This window comes from Pseudarthrobacter sp. KH_020_B (assembly GCF_057840185.1).
Map to the genome: position 1 here is coordinate 190,927 of NZ_CM174506.1, position 18,578 is coordinate 209,504.

General features: G+C 65.4%; 17 protein-coding genes and 1 pseudogene. 8 read left to right on the forward strand and 10 right to left on the reverse strand.

Translation table 11 applies throughout. The features are described from left to right. The first annotated feature begins 97 nt into the window (after nt 1-97). A complete protein-coding gene (locus AC3IT0_RS00870; RefSeq protein ID WP_489321961.1) occupies nt 98-1,645 on the forward strand; it encodes an HNH endonuclease signature motif containing protein in 1,548 nt (515 codons plus the stop codon). 138 nt (nt 1,646-1,783) lie between these two features. Further along, nucleotides 1,784-3,487, forward strand: a complete 1,704-nt coding sequence (locus AC3IT0_RS00875; protein ID WP_489321962.1) for an alkaline phosphatase D family protein — start codon at nt 1,784-1,786, stop codon at nt 3,485-3,487. Here AC3IT0_RS00875 and AC3IT0_RS00880 read toward each other — a convergent pair. The 5 genes and pseudogenes from AC3IT0_RS00880 to betA all read right to left on the reverse strand — a co-directional run bounded on the left by AC3IT0_RS00880 (nt 3,484) and on the right by betA (nt 9,029). Then, nucleotides 3,484-3,774, reverse strand: coding sequence for a PhzF family phenazine biosynthesis protein (locus AC3IT0_RS00880; RefSeq protein WP_489323876.1), 291 nt, complete (start codon nt 3,772-3,774; stop codon nt 3,484-3,486). The genes AC3IT0_RS00875 and AC3IT0_RS00880 overlap by 4 nt on opposite strands. Then, nucleotides 3,771-4,070 (reverse strand): annotated as a pseudogene (locus AC3IT0_RS00885) (hypothetical protein); the annotation flags it as partial. The pseudogene AC3IT0_RS00885 and the gene AC3IT0_RS00880, both read right to left, overlap by 4 nt. Next, nucleotides 4,045-5,646 carry an APC family permease gene (locus AC3IT0_RS00890; RefSeq protein ID WP_489321963.1) on the reverse strand — a complete coding sequence of 534 codons (1,602 nt, stop codon included), beginning with the start codon at nt 5,644-5,646 and terminating at the stop codon, nt 4,045-4,047. The pseudogene AC3IT0_RS00885 and the gene AC3IT0_RS00890, both read right to left, overlap by 26 nt. Nucleotides 5,647-5,801: 155 nt before the next feature. Further along, the gene (locus AC3IT0_RS00895) at nt 5,802-7,325 is read right to left on the reverse strand and encodes an aldehyde dehydrogenase family protein (RefSeq protein WP_489321964.1); all 1,524 of its coding nucleotides are present in this window, start codon (nt 7,323-7,325) and stop codon (nt 5,802-5,804) included. A gap of 9 nt (nt 7,326-7,334) precedes the next feature. Then, nucleotides 7,335-9,029, reverse strand: a complete 1,695-nt coding sequence (gene betA, locus AC3IT0_RS00900) for a choline dehydrogenase (RefSeq protein WP_489321965.1) — start codon at nt 9,027-9,029, stop codon at nt 7,335-7,337. Between the two features lie 417 nt (nt 9,030-9,446). On the opposite strand from betA, the gene AC3IT0_RS00905 reads away from it, so the two are divergent. The 3 genes from AC3IT0_RS00905 (at nt 9,447) to AC3IT0_RS00915 (ending at nt 13,122) form a co-directional block, all read left to right on the forward strand. After that, nucleotides 9,447-10,850, forward strand: coding sequence for an MFS transporter (locus AC3IT0_RS00905; RefSeq protein ID WP_489321966.1), 1,404 nt, complete (start codon nt 9,447-9,449; stop codon nt 10,848-10,850). A 53-nt stretch (nt 10,851-10,903) separates the two neighbouring features. Beyond that, entirely contained in the window at nt 10,904-12,160 is a 1,257-nt protein-coding gene (locus AC3IT0_RS00910) for an aminopeptidase P family protein (protein ID WP_489321967.1), read from the forward strand. Nucleotides 12,161-12,282: 122 nt separating this feature from the next. Further along, nucleotides 12,283-13,122: an IclR family transcriptional regulator gene (locus tag AC3IT0_RS00915; protein ID WP_489321968.1), complete on the forward strand. Its 840-nt coding sequence runs from the start codon at nt 12,283-12,285 to the stop codon at nt 13,120-13,122. Between the two features lie 117 nt (nt 13,123-13,239). Here AC3IT0_RS00915 and AC3IT0_RS00920 read toward each other — a convergent pair whose 3' ends face one another. The 5 genes from AC3IT0_RS00920 to AC3IT0_RS00940 form a co-directional block, all read right to left on the reverse strand. Then, complete coding sequence (locus tag AC3IT0_RS00920; protein ID WP_489321969.1) at nt 13,240-14,022, reverse strand: GAF and ANTAR domain-containing protein; 783 nt, start codon at nt 14,020-14,022, stop codon at nt 13,240-13,242. 252 nt (nt 14,023-14,274) lie between these two features. Then, entirely contained in the window at nt 14,275-14,436 is a 162-nt protein-coding gene (locus tag AC3IT0_RS00925) for an ANTAR domain-containing protein (RefSeq protein ID WP_489321970.1), read from the reverse strand. Further along, on the reverse strand, nt 14,427-14,669 hold the full coding sequence (locus AC3IT0_RS00930) for a hypothetical protein (protein WP_489321971.1): 243 nt from the start codon (nt 14,667-14,669) through the stop codon (nt 14,427-14,429). The genes AC3IT0_RS00925 and AC3IT0_RS00930 overlap by 10 nt, the downstream gene beginning before the upstream one ends. A 168-nt stretch (nt 14,670-14,837) precedes the next feature. After that, entirely contained in the window at nt 14,838-15,434 is a 597-nt protein-coding gene (locus AC3IT0_RS00935) for a GDSL-type esterase/lipase family protein (RefSeq protein ID WP_489321972.1), read from the reverse strand. Continuing rightward, nucleotides 15,422-15,817 carry a hypothetical protein gene (locus AC3IT0_RS00940; RefSeq protein ID WP_489321973.1) on the reverse strand — a complete coding sequence of 132 codons (396 nt, stop codon included), beginning with the start codon at nt 15,815-15,817 and terminating at the stop codon, nt 15,422-15,424. Before AC3IT0_RS00940 ends, AC3IT0_RS00935 begins: the two co-directional genes overlap by 13 nt. Nucleotides 15,818-16,027: 210 nt before the next feature. On the opposite strand from AC3IT0_RS00940, the gene AC3IT0_RS00945 reads away from it, so the two are divergent. The 3 genes from AC3IT0_RS00945 (at nt 16,028) to AC3IT0_RS00955 (ending at nt 18,562) form a co-directional block, all read left to right on the forward strand. Then, nucleotides 16,028-16,831 carry an alpha/beta hydrolase gene (locus AC3IT0_RS00945; protein ID WP_489323877.1) on the forward strand — a complete coding sequence of 268 codons (804 nt, stop codon included), beginning with the start codon at nt 16,028-16,030 and terminating at the stop codon, nt 16,829-16,831. 156 nt (nt 16,832-16,987) lie between these two features. Then, the gene (locus tag AC3IT0_RS00950) at nt 16,988-17,713 is read left to right on the forward strand and encodes a FadR/GntR family transcriptional regulator (protein ID WP_489323878.1); all 726 of its coding nucleotides are present in this window, start codon (nt 16,988-16,990) and stop codon (nt 17,711-17,713) included. Nucleotides 17,714-17,794: 81 nt separating this feature from the next. Continuing rightward, nucleotides 17,795-18,562, forward strand: coding sequence for a glucosamine-6-phosphate deaminase (locus tag AC3IT0_RS00955; protein ID WP_489321974.1), 768 nt, complete (start codon nt 17,795-17,797; stop codon nt 18,560-18,562). The last annotated feature ends 16 nt before the right edge of the window (nt 18,563-18,578 follow it).

Sequence of the window (18,578 nt, forward strand, 5' to 3'; positions counted from 1 at the left end):
CGTCGAACACTGCCGTTAAGTGTCATCTCGCCGGTGGGAGGCGGGCTGGACTGAGCCTGCACGTCAAAATGTCAGACCCTCCCGCGATGATGGATGCATGGGAAGAGAAGCCGTGGCGAAGGCATTTGCGGATATCAATGCCGCCGTTGCTGTGCTGAGTGCCGAGCTTGGCGGGAACGGCTCGGGGGAAGCCGCTGATACCGACCCGATGCAGGGCCTGTCGGATGTTTGCCTGGACATTCTGGCCGGGGTGGCCGGGTCGGAGCCGCGGTTTGCCGCCCTGAAGGCCCAGGCCGCCGTGAAGTTCGCGGACAATATCCGCTCGATGGCACCCCCCGGCGCGCCGACGATGCCGCGGGAGGCGTCGGTGGCTGCGGAGATCGGGTGCGTCCTGAGCATCGGGCCGCGCGCGGCGGGTGCGTTGCTGTCCGAGTCCCACGAGCTCACCACGCGTTTGCCGCTGACCCTGTCCGCACTGGAGGCCGGGACCATGTCCTGGCAGCACGCCCGGGTGATGGTGGACGAAACAGCCAGCCTCGATCCGGCAGGGGCCGCGGCCCTGGAGGCGCACTTCCTGGACCCTGACGCACCAAACCCGGCCAGTGGCTGCCCTGCCGGGGAAATGCCCGCCTCCCGGTTCCGGCACAAAGCCCGCATCTGGCGCGAACGACACCACGCAGAGAGCATCGAGAAGCGCCACGCCAAATCCGTCCTGGACCGGCGGGTGGACTACACGCCGGACAAGGACGGCATGGCCTGGCTCTCGGCCTACCTCCCCGCGGACCAGGCGGCAGCGATCTGGAACCGCACCACCGCCATTTCCCGGGGTCTGCAGGGACCGGACGAGTCCAGGACCCTCACCCAGATCCGGGCCGACGTTTACGCCGCAGCCCTCCTCGGCCGCGGAAACGGCCGCAGTATCGGCCGCGGCGGCGAAGCGGGGGACGGGGAAGCGGGGAACCTGGGAGGAACGGGTCCCGGGCAGGTCCGCACGCCCCGGGCCGAGGTCCTGGTCACGGTACCGGTGTTTTCCCTGCTCGGCGCCACCGAGGAACCGGCCATGCTGGACGGGTACGGCCCGATCCCGGCGTCGATGGCCAGGGACCTGGTCGCCAACGGGGCCGAGTCCTTCTACCGGGTCCTGGTCGACCCGCGGGACGGGGCGTCGCTGGAGATCGGCCGCACGAGGTACCGGCCCACCAACGCGATGCGGCGCTGGCTGCGGATGCGGGACGGCCGATGTCCCTTCCCGGGATGTTCAAACCAGTCCCTGGACAACGAAGCGGACCACCTCGTGGCCTGGCATCGGGGCGGAACCACCGGCGTATCGAATTTGGGCCATCCATGTCCCCGGCACCACCGGCTCAGGCACACCACCGCGTGGAGACCCACGCCAGCCACGAAGAACGAACCACCCGGCTGGATATCACCCAGCGGGCGCCACTACAAAAGCGAACACCAGGACTGGGAACCACCACTCTTGCCTAAAGACCTGCAACCGGAAGTGGCATCCAAGCGGACAGCAATCGAGCACGGGCCACCCCCAGCTCGGCGTGACTCGTTCTGCGGCCACCTGGATTTCGCCCACATCGGGCTCTCCATGGGAGAGGAAGGCCTGGCACGGTTCCTCCACGCCGCCGTCTGACAAGCGCCCGAGAGCAGCGTGTGCGCCCGTCTGCACCTGGTAGCACTATGACGGGCGTGGGAGCCGGGGCGTTGGTGTTTCCCAGGTTCTTTGGCTGCACCCATGGTTGCCGCGGTCCGGAACAGGTACAACTAAGTCATGACGACATCCCTGGTGCTCGGCCCCATGATGCGGTACGTGGATGAGACCTCGGCCAGCATCTGGGTGGAGACCCGGAATGAGTCCCGCGTCACCGTTCGCGCCGGCGGCAGGGACTGGGAGGCCCGGACCTTCGCCGTACACGGCCACCATTACGCACTGGTGGAGGCGGACGGGATTGAGCCAGGATCAGTGCTTGCCTACACCTTGGAAATCGACGGCGTGCAGGTCTGGCCCGAGCCCGCCTCCGGGTTTCCGCCGCCGGTGATCGCGACCCTGAAACCCGGCAAGCCGCTCCGCATGGCCTACGGCTCCTGCCGCACCAGCGTCCCGCACGACGCGACCGGCAACCGGACCCACGGCGTCGACTCGCTCCGCGCCTACGCACTGGCGATGGCATCCGGTGGAGGTGTGGCATGGCCGGACCTGGTGGTTTTCCTCGGCGACCAGGTGTACGCCGACCTGACGAGCGAACAGATGCAGGATTTCATTCGCGCCCGCCGGGACATTGAGGAACCGCCGGGGGAGGAGCTCAAGGACTACGAGGAGTACGCCCACCTCTACAATCTCGCGTGGTCCGACCCGGCGAACAGGTGGCTGCTGTCCACCCCGCCCAGCGCCATGATCTTCGACGACCACGACATCCGCGACGACTGGAACGCCTCGCTTAGCTGGAAGAAGGAGATGGAAGCCACCTCGTGGTGGCACGGGCGGATCGTCTCGGGGCTGGGCTCCTACTGGGTCTACCAGCATCTGGGGAACCTCTCGCCGCAGGAGCGGCTCAACGATGCCATCTGGCAGCACATCGTCCGGCACCAGGGCGAGGCCGAACTCGACGTCAGCGCTGACCTGGACAGCTTCGCGGAACGCGCAGACCAGGACCCGGAATCCTACCGGTGGAGCTACTGCCGGGATTTCGGCGACACCAGGCTGATAGTGGTTGACTCCCGCGCCGCCAGGAACCTGGCACCGGAAGCCCGCGCCCTGCTCGACGACGACGAAATGGCCTGGCTTGACGGCCGGATGCGCGGCGGATTCCGCCACCTGCTCCTGGCCACGTCGCTGCCTTTCCTGCTGCCGATGGGCCTGCACCACGTCGAGTCGTGGAATGAGGCTATATCGGAGGGCGCGTGGGGGAAGCTCGCCGCCCAGGCGGGCGAGAAGCTGCGCCAGACGGTGGACCTGGAACACTGGGGCGCCTTCCAAAATAGCTTCCAGGACGTGGCTGCCATGGCGTCCGAGGTCGCCGATGGCAAGCGCGGCCCGTCACCCGAGACAGTGACCTTCCTGTCCGGGGACGTCCATTTTTCCTACGTCGCGGAGGTGGAACGCTCCTCCGGCAGCCGGATCATACAGGCAGTCTGTTCCCCGATCCGCAACCCCCTTCCCCGGCTGATGAGATACTTCGGGGCCGTCATGGCCTACGGCCTGGCGTCACCGGTCGGTGCCATGGTGGCCCGCTCGGCGCATGTGCCCAACCCGCCGTTCCGCTGGACACGCGTCGAGGGGCCTTGGTTCAACAACAGCCTGGCCAGCCTGGAGGTTGCCCCGGAAGGGTTGAAACTCTGGTGGCAGACAGGCGTCGTGGAAGGCGGCGACAACCTGCACCCACGGCTGGAAACTGTGGCATCCCTTACCGTGGCTCCTCGGAACTCCCAGGAGCGTGCGGCACGAAGCGGACGAACATTGCCGGGGCGCGACTAGGCAGCCAGCCACACACTCCCTTCCAGGTACCGCACGCACGTGCCGGAGAGCAGGGTGCGCTCACCTTCCACTCGGCAGAGCACGGTCCCACCGCGTGCCGAGAGTTGGCTGGCAGCCAGGACCGTGCTGCCCAGCCTGGCGGCCCAGAGTGGGGCCAATTGGGAGTGTGCCGAGCCGGTCACCGGGTCCTCGCTAATGCCGGCCCCGGCACCAAAGAAGCGTGAGACGAAGTCGTGGCCGGTTCGGTTCCCCGCAGCGGTGACGACGACGCCGCGAACCGGCAGCAGCCAAGCAGTCCGACGGCGGCGGCATCAGCTTCGGGATCCACTTTGGTGCACTGCCCTGCCGCCACCAGGGTCTTCTTCGCGAATGCGCCGATGCCCAGCGCCGGCGACAGTTCCGTGCCGTCCTCGAGCGTCATCTCCTGCGTGGCGTTGTGGGTGTTGAAGCAGTACTGCGGCTGGCCCTTGGCGCAGGCGCGGCATTCGCCGCAGGTGAGGATGTCCACCAGCGCCTCACCCGGACCGGGGTCCGGCACCAGGATCCCAAAGGGACGGCTAGTGGGCTGGTTCGAGGTCCTCATCACGCTTGATGGGGTCGCCGGCCACAGCCTTACCGGCCACGGCGCCATCTGCCGCGGGAGCCGCATGCTCGGCCAGGACACCGGTCTGGTGCCGAAGCTTCAGCCGGTACATCAGGACGCCAATGGCGACGACGGCCCCAACGAAGATGACGCCGCCCCACTGCAGGTACCACTCGAACGGGGGCACTGAGTTGTAGATCTCCGGCCGTGGCCAGATCAGGTTCAGGGTCATGCCGCCGCCCCAGAGAACGGCGAGGACATTCACCGGCAGCCCCCACTTGCCGAGGCTGAAGCCGGGTTCGGTGTCGTCGTTGGGCAGCGGCCATTTCTTCACCAGGCGCCTGCGGAGCATGGGCACGGTGACCAGAAGGTAGGACAGGTAGATCAGCACGATGCTGATGCTGGAGAGGATGGTGAAGATTGCGGGCTGGGAGACGTTGACGATCAGCGGGATGACGGCGATGACGCCGATCACGATGGCCGCGACCGTGGGGGTCTTCCGGCCCGGGTGTACCTTGCTGAGCTGGTGGCTGAACGGCAGGTTGTTGTCCCGGGCCATCGCGAACATCATCCGGATGGCGGCGGCGTGGACGGCCAGGGTGCAGACCACCACGGCCACCACGATGCACACCAGGAACGCCTTGCCGAACGGGCCGCCCAACACGGACAGCACGATGTATTGCAGGCCGCCGTCGGCAGCTCCAAGCCTGGGGTCGCCCAGGTCCGGTGCAGCCAGGAGCCCGCCGAGCAGGATCAGTCCGCCCAGCACGAAGGACGCAGTGACCGCACGCAGGATCGCCTTCGGGGCCGTGCGCTTCGGGTCCTTCGTCTCCTCGCCCAGGGAACTTGCGGTATCGAAGCCGTACATCACGTAGCCGGACGCCATGGCCCCGATGAGGAACACGCCGAAGAACCCCAGGGGGTGCTCTTCGCCGAACCCGGCGGTGTCAAAGAGGACCTCGGGACCGCGGACCACATGCCAGCCAAGGGCGAGGATGAGCAGCACGGCCGCGACCAGTTCCACGAACACGCCAATGCTGTTGATCTTGGTCATCAGCTTCACGCCGAAGGCGTTGATGAGCGTGGAGATGCCGATCATGATGCTGGCCAGCACCACGCCGTTGACCGCGAAGTCGGACGGCCCGGTCCCATCACCCACAAGCTGGAATCCGGACCAGATCTGCGGCAGCGTGAGTTGCAGGGCCAGGGCCACTGCCCCAAGCGCCACGATCGAGGAAATGAGCAGCAGCCAGCCGGCCAGCCAGGCGAACGTGCCGGAGGAGAGCCGCTTGGCCCAGTTATAGACCGAGCCGGCCACCGGGTATCGGCCTGCCAGTTCGGCGAAGCACAGCGCCACCATGAGTTGCCCGGCGAAGACCAGCGGCCAGGACCAGGCGTAGGCCGGTCCGGCCATGGAGAAACCAAAGTAGAACAGTTGAAAAACACCGGTGAGGATGGAGATGTAGCTGACTCCGGCGGCAAAACTGGCAAACTTGCCGATGCTGCGGTCCAGGGTCTGGGCATAGCCGAATTCGTCCATGCCGCTTGCGTCAACGCTCTTGCTGGGTTTTAACATCTGAGCTCCTAAATCGAATAGCACGATGGTGATGCCCCGCATCTCGCCGGCGCAGGCGTCATCAACGGCCGGGCACAAAGCGATGCGTGCCGGGCCGGTTCCCCTTGGTTTTGCGTAATTGTTAGTGCGTGGCTGTTGAGCCGGTCCTGCCTGTCCTAGGCCTCCGTCGGTGAGCCGAACCAGCCGCTGGGAGCGGGCCGGGTGTTCTGCCAGATGTGCTTGGTTTCCCGGTATTCGGCCAGGCCGAGCGTTCCCAGTTCCCGGCCGTTGCCGGACTGCCCGAAGCCGCCCCATTCCGCCTGCGGGACGTAGGGGTGGTAGTCGTTGATCCACACCGTGCCGTGCCGCAGAGCCTGCGCCACGCGCTGCGTGCGGGAGGCGTCGCCGGACCAGACAGCTCCGGCGAGGCCGTAGACGGTGTCGTTGGCGATGCGGATTGCCTCGGCCTCGGTGCGGAAGGTTTCCACCGTGAGCACGGGCCCGAAGGATTCTTCCTGCACAACGCGCATGCTGCTCCTGCAGCCGTCCAGGATGGTGGGCGGGTAGTAGCTTCCTGCTGTGAGGTCGGCCCCGGCGGGAGAGACGCCGTCTGGGATGAAACCGCCGCAGACGAGCGTGGCGCCTTCCTCCACCCCTGCCTGTACGTAGGCGTGCACCTTGTCCCGGTGGGCGAAGGAAATCAGCGGCCCGGTCTCGGCCGCTTCATCGAACGGTCCGCCGAGCCGGATATTCCGTGCCCGCCGGGCAACCTCGGCCACGAACTCATCGTGGATCGACTCCTCCACGATCAGGCGCGCCCCGGCCGAGCAGACCTGCCCGGAGTGCAGGAAGATGGCGGTCAGGGCGAAGTCGACGGCGGCTTCCCGGTCGGCGTCGGCGAACACAATGTTGGGGTTCTTTCCGCCCAGCTCCAGCGCCACACGCTTGACCGTGGCGGCAGCTGCTTCCATGATGCGCTTGCCGGTGGACAGGCCGCCGGTGAAGGACACCAGGTCCACCCTGGGATCGGTGCTGAGCACGGCCCCGACTTCCGGCCCGGTGCCGGTCACCAGGTTGGAGACGCCGGCCGGCACCCCGGCCTCGGCCAGGGTCTCCATGAGAAGCACGGCCGTTGACGGCGTCAGTTCGCTGGGCTTGAGGACGAAAGTGTTCCCTGCAAGGAGCGCCGGGGCCACCTTCCACGAGACCTGGAGGAGCGGATAGTTCCAGGGGGTGATGAGCCCGCAGACCCCCACCGGCATGTGCACGATCCGGCTGATCGCCTCGGGGTTGCCGGTCTCGATCACCCGTCCCGCGTCGTTTCCGGCAATCCCTGCGTAGTAGCGGAAGCAGGCAATGACGTCGTCGATGTCGCATTCGGCCTCGACGTAGCGTTTTCCGGTGTCGAGCGCCTCGGCGGTTGCGTAGGCTGCCTTGTCGCGCTCCAGCAGCGCGGCGACGCGCTGGAGGACGCGGCCCCGCTCCTTTTCCCCGGCGCGCGGCCAGTCGCCGTCGTCAAAGGCGCGCCGTGCGCTGGCCACTGCGGCGTCGGCATCCGCTGCCGTCCCTTCGGCGACGACGGCCACCGTGGTTCCGTCGGCAGGGCAGCTGATGGTCCGGGTCCGGTTTCCCGACGACGGCGACCACGCGCCGTCGACATAGACGCCCCGGGCGAGCTGGACTGGTGTGTCAATCGTCATGTCCCCGCCTCAGCCCTGGTTCGTGGCGACAGCGGTACGGTCCAGCGGGCTGATGCCGTGCCGGTAGAACTCCGCGTTCTGCGGTGCGAGCGGCGCCTTGCCGGCGATCAGGTCGGCTGCTTTTTCGGCCAGCATCATCACCGGGGCGTAGATGTTGCCGTTGGTCACGTAGGGCATGGCCGAGGCGTCCACCACCCGGAGGCCGCGGGTGCCGTGGACGGTCATGTCGAGCGGGTTCACCACGGCCATGGGATCGGACTCCGGACCCATTTTCGCGGTGCAGGACGGGTGGAGCGCGGTTTCGGCATCACGGGCAACCCAGTCGAGGATCTCCGCGTCTGTCTGGACGCTGCGGCCCGGCGAAAGCTCACCGCCGTTGAAGGGGCCCATGGCCGATTGGCCGAGGATGTCACGGGCGATATGGATTGCCTCCACCCATTCGCGGCGGTCCTGTTCGGTGGAAAGGTAGTTGAACAGCATCGAGGGGTGGACGGTGGGATCCGTGGACCTGATCCTGAGGCTGCCTCGGGCGTCCGAGTACATGGGGCCAATGTGCACCTGGTAGCCGTGCTTCGCTTCCGCCTTCTGGCCGTCGTACCGCACGGCGACAGGAAGGAAGTGGAACATCAGGTTGGGGTAGTCAACGTCCTCGTTGGAGCGGACGAAGCCGCCGCCTTCGAAGTGGTTGGTGGCGGCGGGTCCCTTGCGTCCCAGGAGCCACTGGAGGCCGATGAGCGGGTAGCGCCACAGGTCCAGGTTCGGCTGCATGGACACGGGCTGCGTGCAGGCGTGCTGGATGTAGACCTCGAGGTGGTCCTGCAGGTTTTCGCCCACGCCGGGCAGGTTGACCACCGGGTTGATGCCGAGGGATTTCAGATGCTGCGCTTCGCCCACACCGGACAGCTGCAGCAGCTGCGGGGTGTTGATGGCGCCGCCGGACAGGATGACCTCGCCGGCTTTTACCTGGTGCGTCTTTCCGTTTCGGCGGAAGGTGACGCCGGTTGCAACGTTGCCCGTGAAGTTGACCTTGGTGACCAGCGCGCGGGTCAGGACGGTGAGAGTGGGCCGTTTGGTGTTGGGACGGAGGTAGGCCCTGGACGCCGACAGGCGCTGGCCTTTGTGCACGTTCCGGTCGAAGGCTGCAAAGCCTTCCTGGCGGTAGCCGTTGACGTCGTCGGTCATCGGGTAGCCGGCCTCCAGGGCGGCTTTGAAGAAGGCCTGGAACAACGGATTTGTGGCGGGGCCGCGCTCCAGGACGAGGGGACCGGAATGGCCGCGCAGCTCATCATCGGGATCTGCGGCGAGGGCGTTTTCCATCCGGTTGAAGTAAGGCAGGCAGTGCGCGAAGTCCCAGGTGTCCATTCCGGCGTCGGCGCCCCAGCGCTCGTAGTCGAGCGGATTTCCGCGCTGGAAGATCATGCCGTTGATGGAGCTCGATCCGCCGAGAACCTTGCCGCGTGCGTGGGCAACTCTCCGGCCGCCCATGTGCGGTTCGGGATCAGACTGGTAGCGCCAGTCGTACAGGGGGTTGCCGCTGGGAAAGGTCAGGGCGGCAGGCATTTGGATGAAAAGGTCCCACGGATAGTCGCTTCTGCCGGCTTCCAGGACAAGGACACTGGAGCCTTCCGCGCTCAGCCGGCCGGCCAGCACAGAGCCGGCGCTTCCCCCTCCGACGATGACGTAGTCGTAGTTCGTGTCTGTCATGTGCAAAGTCTCCTTGTACGTCGTACGGACCCGGCCTGGTGGCACCCGGCCGGCGTCTCGTCGAGAAGCTGGCCAAGTGCCGGCACCGCATCCAAGTCAATTGCGTATTACACAACACGGTGCACATAGCGCGTACTCGAAAATATGACAGCCATCACAAAGGGTGTCAATAGAAGGCGCCACTGTGACTCTCCCCGCGAAACCAGGAGTCACTTTCGGCGCCCGATTCGACGCAACGCGCCATCGCTGGCTGCAACTAATTCTCAGGGCACCCCGACTATCCAGATGGCCCTATCCAGCGCCTTCCCCAAAAATTTTCCCGCTACAAACAAAAAAGGATTGACTGTGCTGCAGGTCACGCATAATCTGATGCAACAGCGTTGCGCTGATTGCAACCCCAAACAACTTGGTGGATACATGAGTAACGAAACTCCCTCCCCCGCTCTTGCGGGAGGCCTTGGCCCGGAACCGCACGGCGTACATGACAGCCCCCGCGCCAGCCGCAGCACCATGAGCGGCCAGAATTTTGAACCGGCTGACAACGGTGTCAGCAAAGAAACGCGCCGCAGAGTCATTGCGGCCAGCTTCATCGGCAACTTCGTTGAATGGTTCGACTACGCCGTTTACGGCTATCTGGCCGTTACCATCGCCACGGTGTTTTTCCCTGAGTCAGATCCCCAGACCGGGCTTCTGCTGACCTTCGCCCTGTTTGCGATTTCGTTCCTTGTACGCCCGCTCGGCGGGTTCGTCTGGGGCCATATCGGAGACAAGGTAGGCCGCCGGACCGCACTGTCGCTGTCCATCCTGATCATGTCCGGGGCAACTTTCTGCATCGCACTGATTCCTGGCTACGACACGATCGGCATCTGGGCTCCCGTCCTGCTTCTGATCATCCGGGTAGTTCAGGGCTTCTCCGCCTCCGGCGAGTACGCCGGAGCATCGGCCTTCCTCGTCGAGTACGCGCCCGCCAATAGGCGCGGCCTGTACGCCGCGGTTGTTCCCGCCAGCACCGCGGCCGGCCTGCTCCTCGGTTCCCTGATGGCAGGCCTGCTGACAGTCCTGCTCAGTTCCGACGCAATGCAAAGCTGGGGCTGGCGCCTGCCGTTCGTGCTGGCAGCCCCGATGGGACTGATCGGCCGCTACATCCGGACAAAGCTCGAAGACACCCCGGTGTTCCGCGAACTCGCAGCCGAGGACGAAACCATCAAGGCACCCGTGTCCAGCCTGTTCCGGAACCACTGGCGGCAGTTGCTGCAGGCCGTCGGCGCCGTGCTGCTCAACGCCGTCGGGTTCTACGTCATCCTCAGCTACATGCCCACTTATTTGTCCGCGGAACTGGGCCTGGGCGAAACAGAATCCTTCCTGGCAACCACCATCGCGCTGCTGACGTACATCGGTTTTATCTTCCTGACCGGAATGCTCTCGGACCGCTATGGCCGCAAGAAGGTCCTCATCAGCGCATCCATCACCTTCATTGTGCTGACCGTGCCCGCCTTCGCGCTGCTGGGAACAGGGAACTTCCTGGTCATCGTCCTCGCCCAGATCCTCCTCGGTGCGATGCTCACCCTCAACGACGGCACGCTCCCCAGCTTCCTGGCCGAAATGTTCCCCACCCGGGTCCGCTACAGCGGCTTCGCGGTCAGCTTCAACCTCTCCAACGCGCTTTTCGGTGGCACCGCTCCGTTCATGGCAACGCTGCTGATCGCGGCCACTGCCAATGACCTGGCTCCGGCCTGGTACCTGGTGGGCGCCGCGGTGATCTCCCTGATCGCCGTTGCCCTCTCCCGCGAAACCTGCAAAGAACCGCTGCGCCACGACTAACAGACTTCTTCTTCCCACTTCAAGTAACTGCACCACAGAAAGGCACCACCACAATGACCACCACAGCATCTGAGAACGCAACCTCCGTTTCCGAACTGGAGCGCCTGAAGGTCCTCAAGAACGGCCAGAAGGTCTCCCTGACCTTCTCCGACACCGAGTTCGAGCGGCGTATCGCCGGGCTTCGCCGGATCATGGCGGAGAAGGACCTGGACGCCGTTGTCCTGACCAGCTACCACTCCATCAAGTACTACTCCGACTTCCTCTTCACCACCTTCGGCCGTTCCTACGCCATGGTGGTCACCAAGGATGACACTGTCACCGTCACCGCCAACATCGACGCCGGCATGCCCTGGCGCCGGAGCTTCGGCGACAACCTGGTCTACACGGACTGGCGCCGGGACAACTACATCTTCGCCATCCAGGAAGTCCTGCGGACCCGCGGGATCAACCCGCGCCGCCTCGGCGTCGAGGACGACTCGCTGCCGCTGGACAACCGCAACAAGATCCAGGCCGCCTTCTCCGGCGCAACCCTGGTGGACGTGGCCCAGGCCGCGATGCGCCAGCGCATGATTAAATCCGCCGAGGAAATCGAGGTCATCAAGCACGGTGCCCGCATCGGCGACCTCGGCGGCGAGGCAATCCGCAACGCCATCACGGCCGGCATCACCGAATACGAGGTGGCCCTGATCGGCACCGAGGCCATGGTGCACGAAATCGCCCGCACGTTCCCGGACTCTGAGATCCGCGACACCTGGGTGTGGTTCCAGTCCGGCATCAACACCGACGGCGCCCACAACTGGGCCACCACCCGCAAGGTCCAGGAACACGACATCCTGTCCCTGAACTGCTTCCCCATGACCAGCGGCTACTACACAGCCCTGGAGCGCACCCTGTTCTACGGCGAACCCGATGCCCGCTCGCTGGAACTGTGGAACATCAACGTGGAGGTCCACAAGCGCGGCCTTGAGCTGATCAAGCCCGGCGCCGTGTGCAAGGACATCGCCGCAGAACTCAACGAGATCTACGTCGGCCACGGACTGCTGGCCAACCGCACCTTCGGCTACGGCCACTCCTTCGGTGTCCTGAGCCACTACTACGGCCGCGAAGCCGGCCTGGAACTCCGCGAGGACATCGACACCGTACTCGAGCCGGGCATGGTGGTCTCCATGGAGCCCATGATCACCGTCCTGGACGGCCAGCCCGGTGCCGGCGGCTACCGCGAACACGACATCCTCGTGGTGGGCGAAGATGGGGCAGAGAACATCACCAAGTTCCCGTTCGGCCCCGAATACAACATCATCGGAGCCTGACCCGGGGCGCTTGAGCTTAACCCCCGGTGGTTGAGCCTGTCGAAACCCGGGTTTCGACAGGCTCGACCACCGACCAGGTATTCGCCGCTTTCGGCTGACTATGCGCAATGATAGTGACCATCATGACCACACCAGATTCCAGTGACACCAACGGCAGCGACACCAACGGCACGGGCGACACCAAGGGTGCCTCGGTCATCCTCAACGCCATCGCCGTCCTACGATCATTCACGGCCGACGAACCCTTGCTTGGCGTGACGGAGATCGCCAACCGGGTAGGCCTGCACAAAAGCACGGTGTCACGGATCCTGGCAACCTTCGAACAGGAAAACCTCGTGGAGCGGGATGCGGACACGCGCCGTTTCCGCCTCGGGCTGGGCCTGATTGCCGTCGCCGGCCCGCTTCTGGCCGACCTGGAGGAACGGCGCGTCGCCTATCCTGTTCTGCAGGAACTCACCGAACTGACCGGCGAAACCAGTGCCTTGATGTTGTGGGAGGGCCACGAGTCGATCTGCGTGGAGCAGATTGCCAGCCGTCACCAGATCAAGCACACAACGCCGTTGGGGGCACGGTACACCGACGCGTTGAGTTCCTCGGTCCAGGTGTTCCTGGCAGCGGAACCGGAGGAGAGGGTCCGGGCCCTCCTGCGCAGCGGAGCCATTACCTACCCCGGGCTGGACGAGGCTTCCCTCGAGGACTATCTGCTCCGCCTCAAAGACGACGCCAGCCGCGGATGGGCCATCAACTACGGCGAGTCCTCCATGGATGAAGTCGGCGTCGCCGCCCCCGTCTACGATCACCGCGGCGACCTTGTGGCAGCAGTCCTCATCCCGGCCCCGCGGTTCCGCGTCTCCAAGGACCGCCTGCAGAACCTCGGCGAATCCTGCCGGGCAGCGGCAGCCAAAGTCACGGCACGGCTGGGCGGCAACGCCCCCGGCCCAATCAAACGCTCTCTCACTTAACGCAGGAAAATCACCAACGCTCTCTCACTTGCCTCAAGAGAGTGAGAGAGCGTTTGGCTTAAAGCCGCATCAAGTGAGAGAGCGTTTGGGCTGGCTGCACGGATTCAGGCTGTTTGGCTATTCGTCGTACGTGGTGGGGAATTCCCGTTCGCCGCCAATTCCGGAAATGATGCCGGCGGCCACATCCTTTAGCTTGATATTGCGGTAACTGGACGCCTTGACCAATATCTGGAATGCCGCCTCGCGGTTGCACCGGTTCTGCGCCATGATGGCCCCAATGGCTGTGTCAATGACAGTGCGGGATTTCAGGGCGGCCGCGAGGTCGTCACGCGCGTCGCGCAACTGTGCGATGTTCAGGGCAAGGTCCAGCGCCTTGGCGGCGATGCCCGTCAGGCCAACAGCCGCATCAATCCCGTGACGCGGGAAGCCATCCGTGTTGGGGGAGTAGAGGGTAACCACCGCCTGAGCAGGAGCATGCAGATGCATTGGTACCGCCACGATGGAGCCGATGCCCAGCAGGCGGGCAGCCTGGGTGTATTTCGGCCAACGGACATCGTCGTCCAGATCCGGGACATGGACCATGCCTTCTGTCCGAAGGGCGGTCAGGCAGGGTCCGTCGCCAATGCTGTTTTGCAGTTCGTCCAGGGTCCGGGCGCGGGTATCGCTGCAGGCCACAGCGACCGGCCGCTTCTGCCGGACGACTGTGATCCCACAGGACAAGTGGTTCCCGGGCTGTGACAGTTGGGTGGCAAGAATCGCGGCCGTGTCCGTCAGGAATTCACGGACGTCGGGGCTTGCCAGGACGAGGTCCTGCAGGTGGAGCACAAACTCGTGCAGGCCGGCGCCGGCGCGTCCAAGCTTGCCGGATTGGGGTTCTCGGATATCAAAGTCCTGGGACATGTGCACTTCCCGGTCCGTCCGCCGTGATCTCCTTGATTGCGGCTTGGATGAGATCCATCTGCAGTGGGGCCAATTCCACCAGTTCGTGCAGATAGGCGTCCACCCCGAGCAGATCGACGTTTCCGCCGATCCCCTAATAGTAGGTCCATAGCCGGGGGAGGCTGATGTTCCCGCTCTGGAACTGGGTGGCCGCAAACTTGCGCTGCTCCGCCTCGAAGGCTGGCTGGGGGGTGCCCAATCCGCCGTCGTCCATCATTTCTTCCCGCCTCCTGTGATGACGGGGATGTCTGACGTGTGGTGCAGGATGTCCTCGGCGATGTCATGCACCCGGCGGTTGCTGCTGCGGGAGGCAAGATGCAGGAGCTTGACGGCGGTCTCATGGCTGCAGCGGTTCTGCACCATGATCAGGGCCACGGCCGAGTCCACAACGGCCCGGGACTGCAACGCAGTTCGTCCGCCTGAAGATCACGGATAAGGACTGTGCGCTGCTCCCGCAGCGCCGTCAGGCAGGGGCCGTCCTCGAAAGCGTACTGGCGTTCGTCCAGGCTCCGGGCTGTCAGTCCAAGGAGGAATTCGGTGAAACCCTGACTCTCAAGAAGCAGGTCCTGTAATTGCTCCGCCGTTGGCAGGGCATCATTCTCGGCCATGCGGCCTCAATTCCAAGCGTCGCCGGGGTCACCCGACCCCGCTGGCGGCTGTGCGCTCTCTGCGCGCGCGGCCCGTATATTCAACCCCGGACCTATATGCCACCCCGAAATCTCCTACTACCGACACTACGCCCTTCCCAGGAGGCCGCTGGTGGTCCCGGCGATGTATTAGTTCGCCACCGCGGCGAGGAGTGGACCCAGCCGTGCGGCCATCAGCCGGTAGCCCGTGTTGTCAGGATGGAGCGTGTCCGGCATCAGTTCGGCGGCCTGGTCGGGAGTGAAGACGGCGGCGCCGTCCAGGCAGTGGAACCCGTGGTCGCCGCGTTCCCGCAGGACACGCACGACGGCGGCTGTTGCGTTCCGGTAGTCCCGAAAGGTCATCCCGACGGCGTTGGGCAGCTCCTCCCGGGGCAGCGACAGCATGGGCGTGATGACGGCGATCGGCGCCAGGGGATGGGCTTTGCGGATGTTCGCCAGGAAGCCCAGGACCTGGCTCGCGTAGCTGCGTTCCGAAAATACGGCTGCGTTATAGGAGTTGATGCCCAGGCAGAGCGAGATGAAATCAGCCGGCAGCTGCTGCAGCGTCGACTCCGCAGCGGGATCCAGCTGGCACTCGCCAGCGAACCCAAGCGAGGTGAGCTGCCAGCCATACCGGTTCGCCACCAGGGCAGGCCAGGTTTCCGACGGGCCATTGGCCTGTTGGCAATGCGTCAGCGAGCTGCCGTACGTCAGCCAGCGTTTGCCGGACTCCGTCACTGATTCCACGCCCTCGCCCTGAGCGATGCTTCCCGGATCCTGACGGTCCCAAACTGGGGGAGCCAAAGCTGCACCGTAGTTCCGGGCTTGAGGGTCCCCAAGGGGAGCTCGTAACTCACCGGGCCTGCCGCGGTGACCCTGTGGGCCAGCTTCCCATCCACCAGAACGTCAAACGGTGAGCTGTCCGCTGTGCCCTCCGCTTCCAGGACAAGCGTCCCGGACGACGCCGTCCAGCTTGCCCGGATGCCGGCGGCCATGGTGGCCCGGTTCTCGAGTCCGTCGGTGGCCGGGGAAATCAGCAGGGCCGGATCGAGCCGCCGGAAGTGTTGCCAGCCTTCGGCGTCCGTGATTACCCGAAAGGCCCCGGTCCAGTGCGCACTGATGGAATTCACGGCACAAATCTACCGGTTTGCTGCTCGACGACTTTGCCGGGAGGCACCACGCTGTAGGCTCGGCACATGGCTGATCTGCGGCGTCGGACGTTTGTCTTCCGCACGCTGGTTGGTGCGGCTGCCGCGGCGGCCGTTGGAACTTTCGGCGCCGCGTGTTCGCCCGGCGCCGAGCGGGACGGTACCGCCGGCGGCGGCGCCAAGGGGGATGCAGTGAAGCGGCACAAGTACCAATACGGCGAGGACGCCAGCCAATGGGGCGAGCTTTTCCTGCCGGAACTGCCGGCCGGCGGCGAGCACCGCGGTGTGGTGGTGGTGATCCACGGCGGCTACTGGCGCTCGCAGTACGGCGCAGAGCTCGGGGAGCCCATCGCCCGGGACCTGGCCGCTCATGGCATGGCCACCTGGAACCTGGAATACCGCCGGGCCGGAAACGGCGGTGGCTGGCCCAACACGTTCATTGACGTCCTCGCTGGAATCGACAAGCTGCAGGACCTCGCGGCCAAGCATGCCCTGAACATTGGCCCGGTGGTGGCGCTGGGTCACTCAGCGGGCGGGCATCTGGCTGCCTGGGCTGCGGGCCGCGGCAAGCTCGCCCAGCTGGGAATGCCGGACGCTGACCGCCAGGTGGCCCGTACCTCGGACGCCTCCGCGGTGCACCTCACCGGTGTGGTCAGCCAGTCCGGCCTGCTCAACCTGGCCGAGGCGGAGAAGCTGAACCTCAGCAACGGTGCGGTGAGCAACCTGCTGGGCGGGTCGTCGTCGAAGTATCCGCACCGCTACAGATACGCGGACCCCATGACCGCACTGCCGCTGGCCGTGCCCGTGATCGCTGTGCATGGATCGGAGGACACCACTGTCCCGCTGGGCCAGTCCGAGTCCTATGTGAACGCCGGAACCACAGCAAACATGGAGACGCGGCTGGTCAGGGTTCCCGGGGACCATTACGCCCTGATCGACCCCAAAACGCCTGGTTACCGGGCGTGCCGCGAGCTAGTCCGGTCCCTTTTGGGTTAGATTCGGCGCTCCTGGGTTAGATTTGGTCACTCGGCGTTGAAAATGCTCAAAAATAGGTTCGTCATTTCTAGACATTGGACGTCCCATCTCCTGTACCCTTGAGAGGTAGGACGAGTCGCGACCCCTAAGCGCGGCAAGGAGGAGACCCCCGTGGCCATCGCATCGCAAGAAGTATCGCCCGCCCGTTTCAGTGCGCAGCTCCGTTCGCATGCCCTGCAGACGCGCATCATGGACCTTATTCTGGAGCGCGGCCTGGATGTCGGTGACGCGCTTCCCACCGAAAGTGAGCTTTCCGCCGAACTCGGCGTGGGCCGCAACACCGTGCGCGAGTCCCTGAAAGTACTGCAAGCGCTGGGCGTCATCGAGATCCGGCACGGCTTTGGCATGTTCGTTGCGCCCAACAACTTCAGCGCCCTAGTGTCCGGCCTGACGTTCCGTGGCCGGCTGTCCCTGCGCCACAAGGGCGAGGAAGCCATGGAGCTCATCGATGTGCGCCAAGCCCTCGAGTCCGGGCTGATCGGACCGGCCATTGACCTGCTCACCGATGAGCACGTGGCTGACCTGCGGTCCACCATGGAAGCCATGGAGAACGCGGCCAAGAAGGGGGAGCCACTGTATGAGCACGACGCCGAATTCCACCGCCGCCTGTACGCCCCCCTGAGCAATGAGCTGCTCATCAACCTCATGGATGTGTTCTGGCAGGTTTACCGCAAGATCCACCTGGCCATCGGTACCGGCCCGGTCAACCTCGAGCAGCAGACGCAGGACCACTGGGACATCTTCGAGGCCGTGGCCAACAAGGACAAGGCCCTTGCGTCCGAACGCCTGCAGCGCCACTTTGACGGTATCCGCCTGAAACTCAAGGACGTCGCGGCCGCCTAGCCTGTTTTTCTCCGCCTTTTCCTTCGACGCCCGCGCCCGGGCGGATTCAGCCCTGCCCTTTTCGTAGAGAGTGCCTTTGACGTGGAAATTTTCGTTGTGCCTACCGCCTCAGCCACCGGTTCCGTCGCCGCCGGGATCCTTGCCGCCGTCATCCGAAGCAAGCCCGACGCCGTCCTGGGCGTGGCCACGGGCGGATCGCCGCTGCCCATCTACGCGGCGCTCGCCAACCACCGGCTTGACATGTCTTCCGTCCGTGCCTTCGCCCTCGACGAGTACGTGGGCCTGTCCGCCGGACACCCCGAAAGCTACGCCGAAGTTGTCCGTCGCGAAGTGACTGAGCGGCTGCATCTGAACCCCGCCAACGTTACGGTGCCAGACGGAAGCGCTGAGGACCCCGAGGCTGCTGCCGCTGACTACGACGCGGCCATTGCCGCCGCCGGCGGGATCGACGTGCAGATCCTCGGCATCGGCCACAACGGTCACCTGGCCTTCAATGAGCCCGGTTCCGCCCTGGACTCCCGGACCCGCGTGGAGGTCCTCACGGAACGCACCCGCGAGGCCAACGCCCGCTACTTCAGCACGCCGGAGGAAGTGCCGCTCCGCTGCATCACGCAGGGCCTGGGCACCATCCTGGAAGCTGGCCACCTCCTGCTGGTGGTCAACGGCGCGGACAAAGCCGGCATCCTGGCTGCCGCGCTCAACGGACCCGTCACCGCGGACTGCCCGGGGTCCGTCCTGCAGCTGCACCCGCACGTGACGGTGGTGGCTGACGAAGCCGCGGCGTCGCAGCTGGCGCAGGGGAGCGGGCAGGTCGCCGTGCGCGTGTCCGAGGCGACCGCCGGGGTCTGAGCCCCGCTGGTTGCCC

Bases quoted from the DNA above. Each gene is read 5' to 3' on its own strand.
- AC3IT0_RS00920 (WP_489321969.1), bottom strand. From the start codon at position 14,022: ATGTCCCAGGACTTTGATATCCGAGAACCCCAATCCGGCAAGCTTGGA.
- AC3IT0_RS00875 (WP_489321962.1), top strand. From the start codon at position 1,784: ATGACGACATCCCTGGTGCTCGGCCCCATGATGCGGTACGTGGATGAG.
- AC3IT0_RS00910 (WP_489321967.1), top strand. From the start codon at position 10,904: ATGACCACCACAGCATCTGAGAACGCAACCTCCGTTTCCGAACTGGAG.
- betA (WP_489321965.1), bottom strand. From the start codon at position 9,029: ATGACAGACACGAACTACGACTACGTCATCGTCGGAGGGGGAAGCGCC.
- AC3IT0_RS00895 (WP_489321964.1), bottom strand. From the start codon at position 7,325: ATGACGATTGACACACCAGTCCAGCTCGCCCGGGGCGTCTATGTCGAC.
- AC3IT0_RS00915 (WP_489321968.1), top strand. From the start codon at position 12,283: ATGACCACACCAGATTCCAGTGACACCAACGGCAGCGACACCAACGGC.
- AC3IT0_RS00890 (WP_489321963.1), bottom strand. From the start codon at position 5,646: ATGTTAAAACCCAGCAAGAGCGTTGACGCAAGCGGCATGGACGAATTC.
- AC3IT0_RS00905 (WP_489321966.1), top strand. From the start codon at position 9,447: ATGAGTAACGAAACTCCCTCCCCCGCTCTTGCGGGAGGCCTTGGCCCG.
- AC3IT0_RS00870 (WP_489321961.1), top strand. From the start codon at position 98: ATGGGAAGAGAAGCCGTGGCGAAGGCATTTGCGGATATCAATGCCGCC.
- AC3IT0_RS00930 (WP_489321971.1), bottom strand. From the start codon at position 14,669: ATGGCCGAGAATGATGCCCTGCCAACGGCGGAGCAATTACAGGACCTG.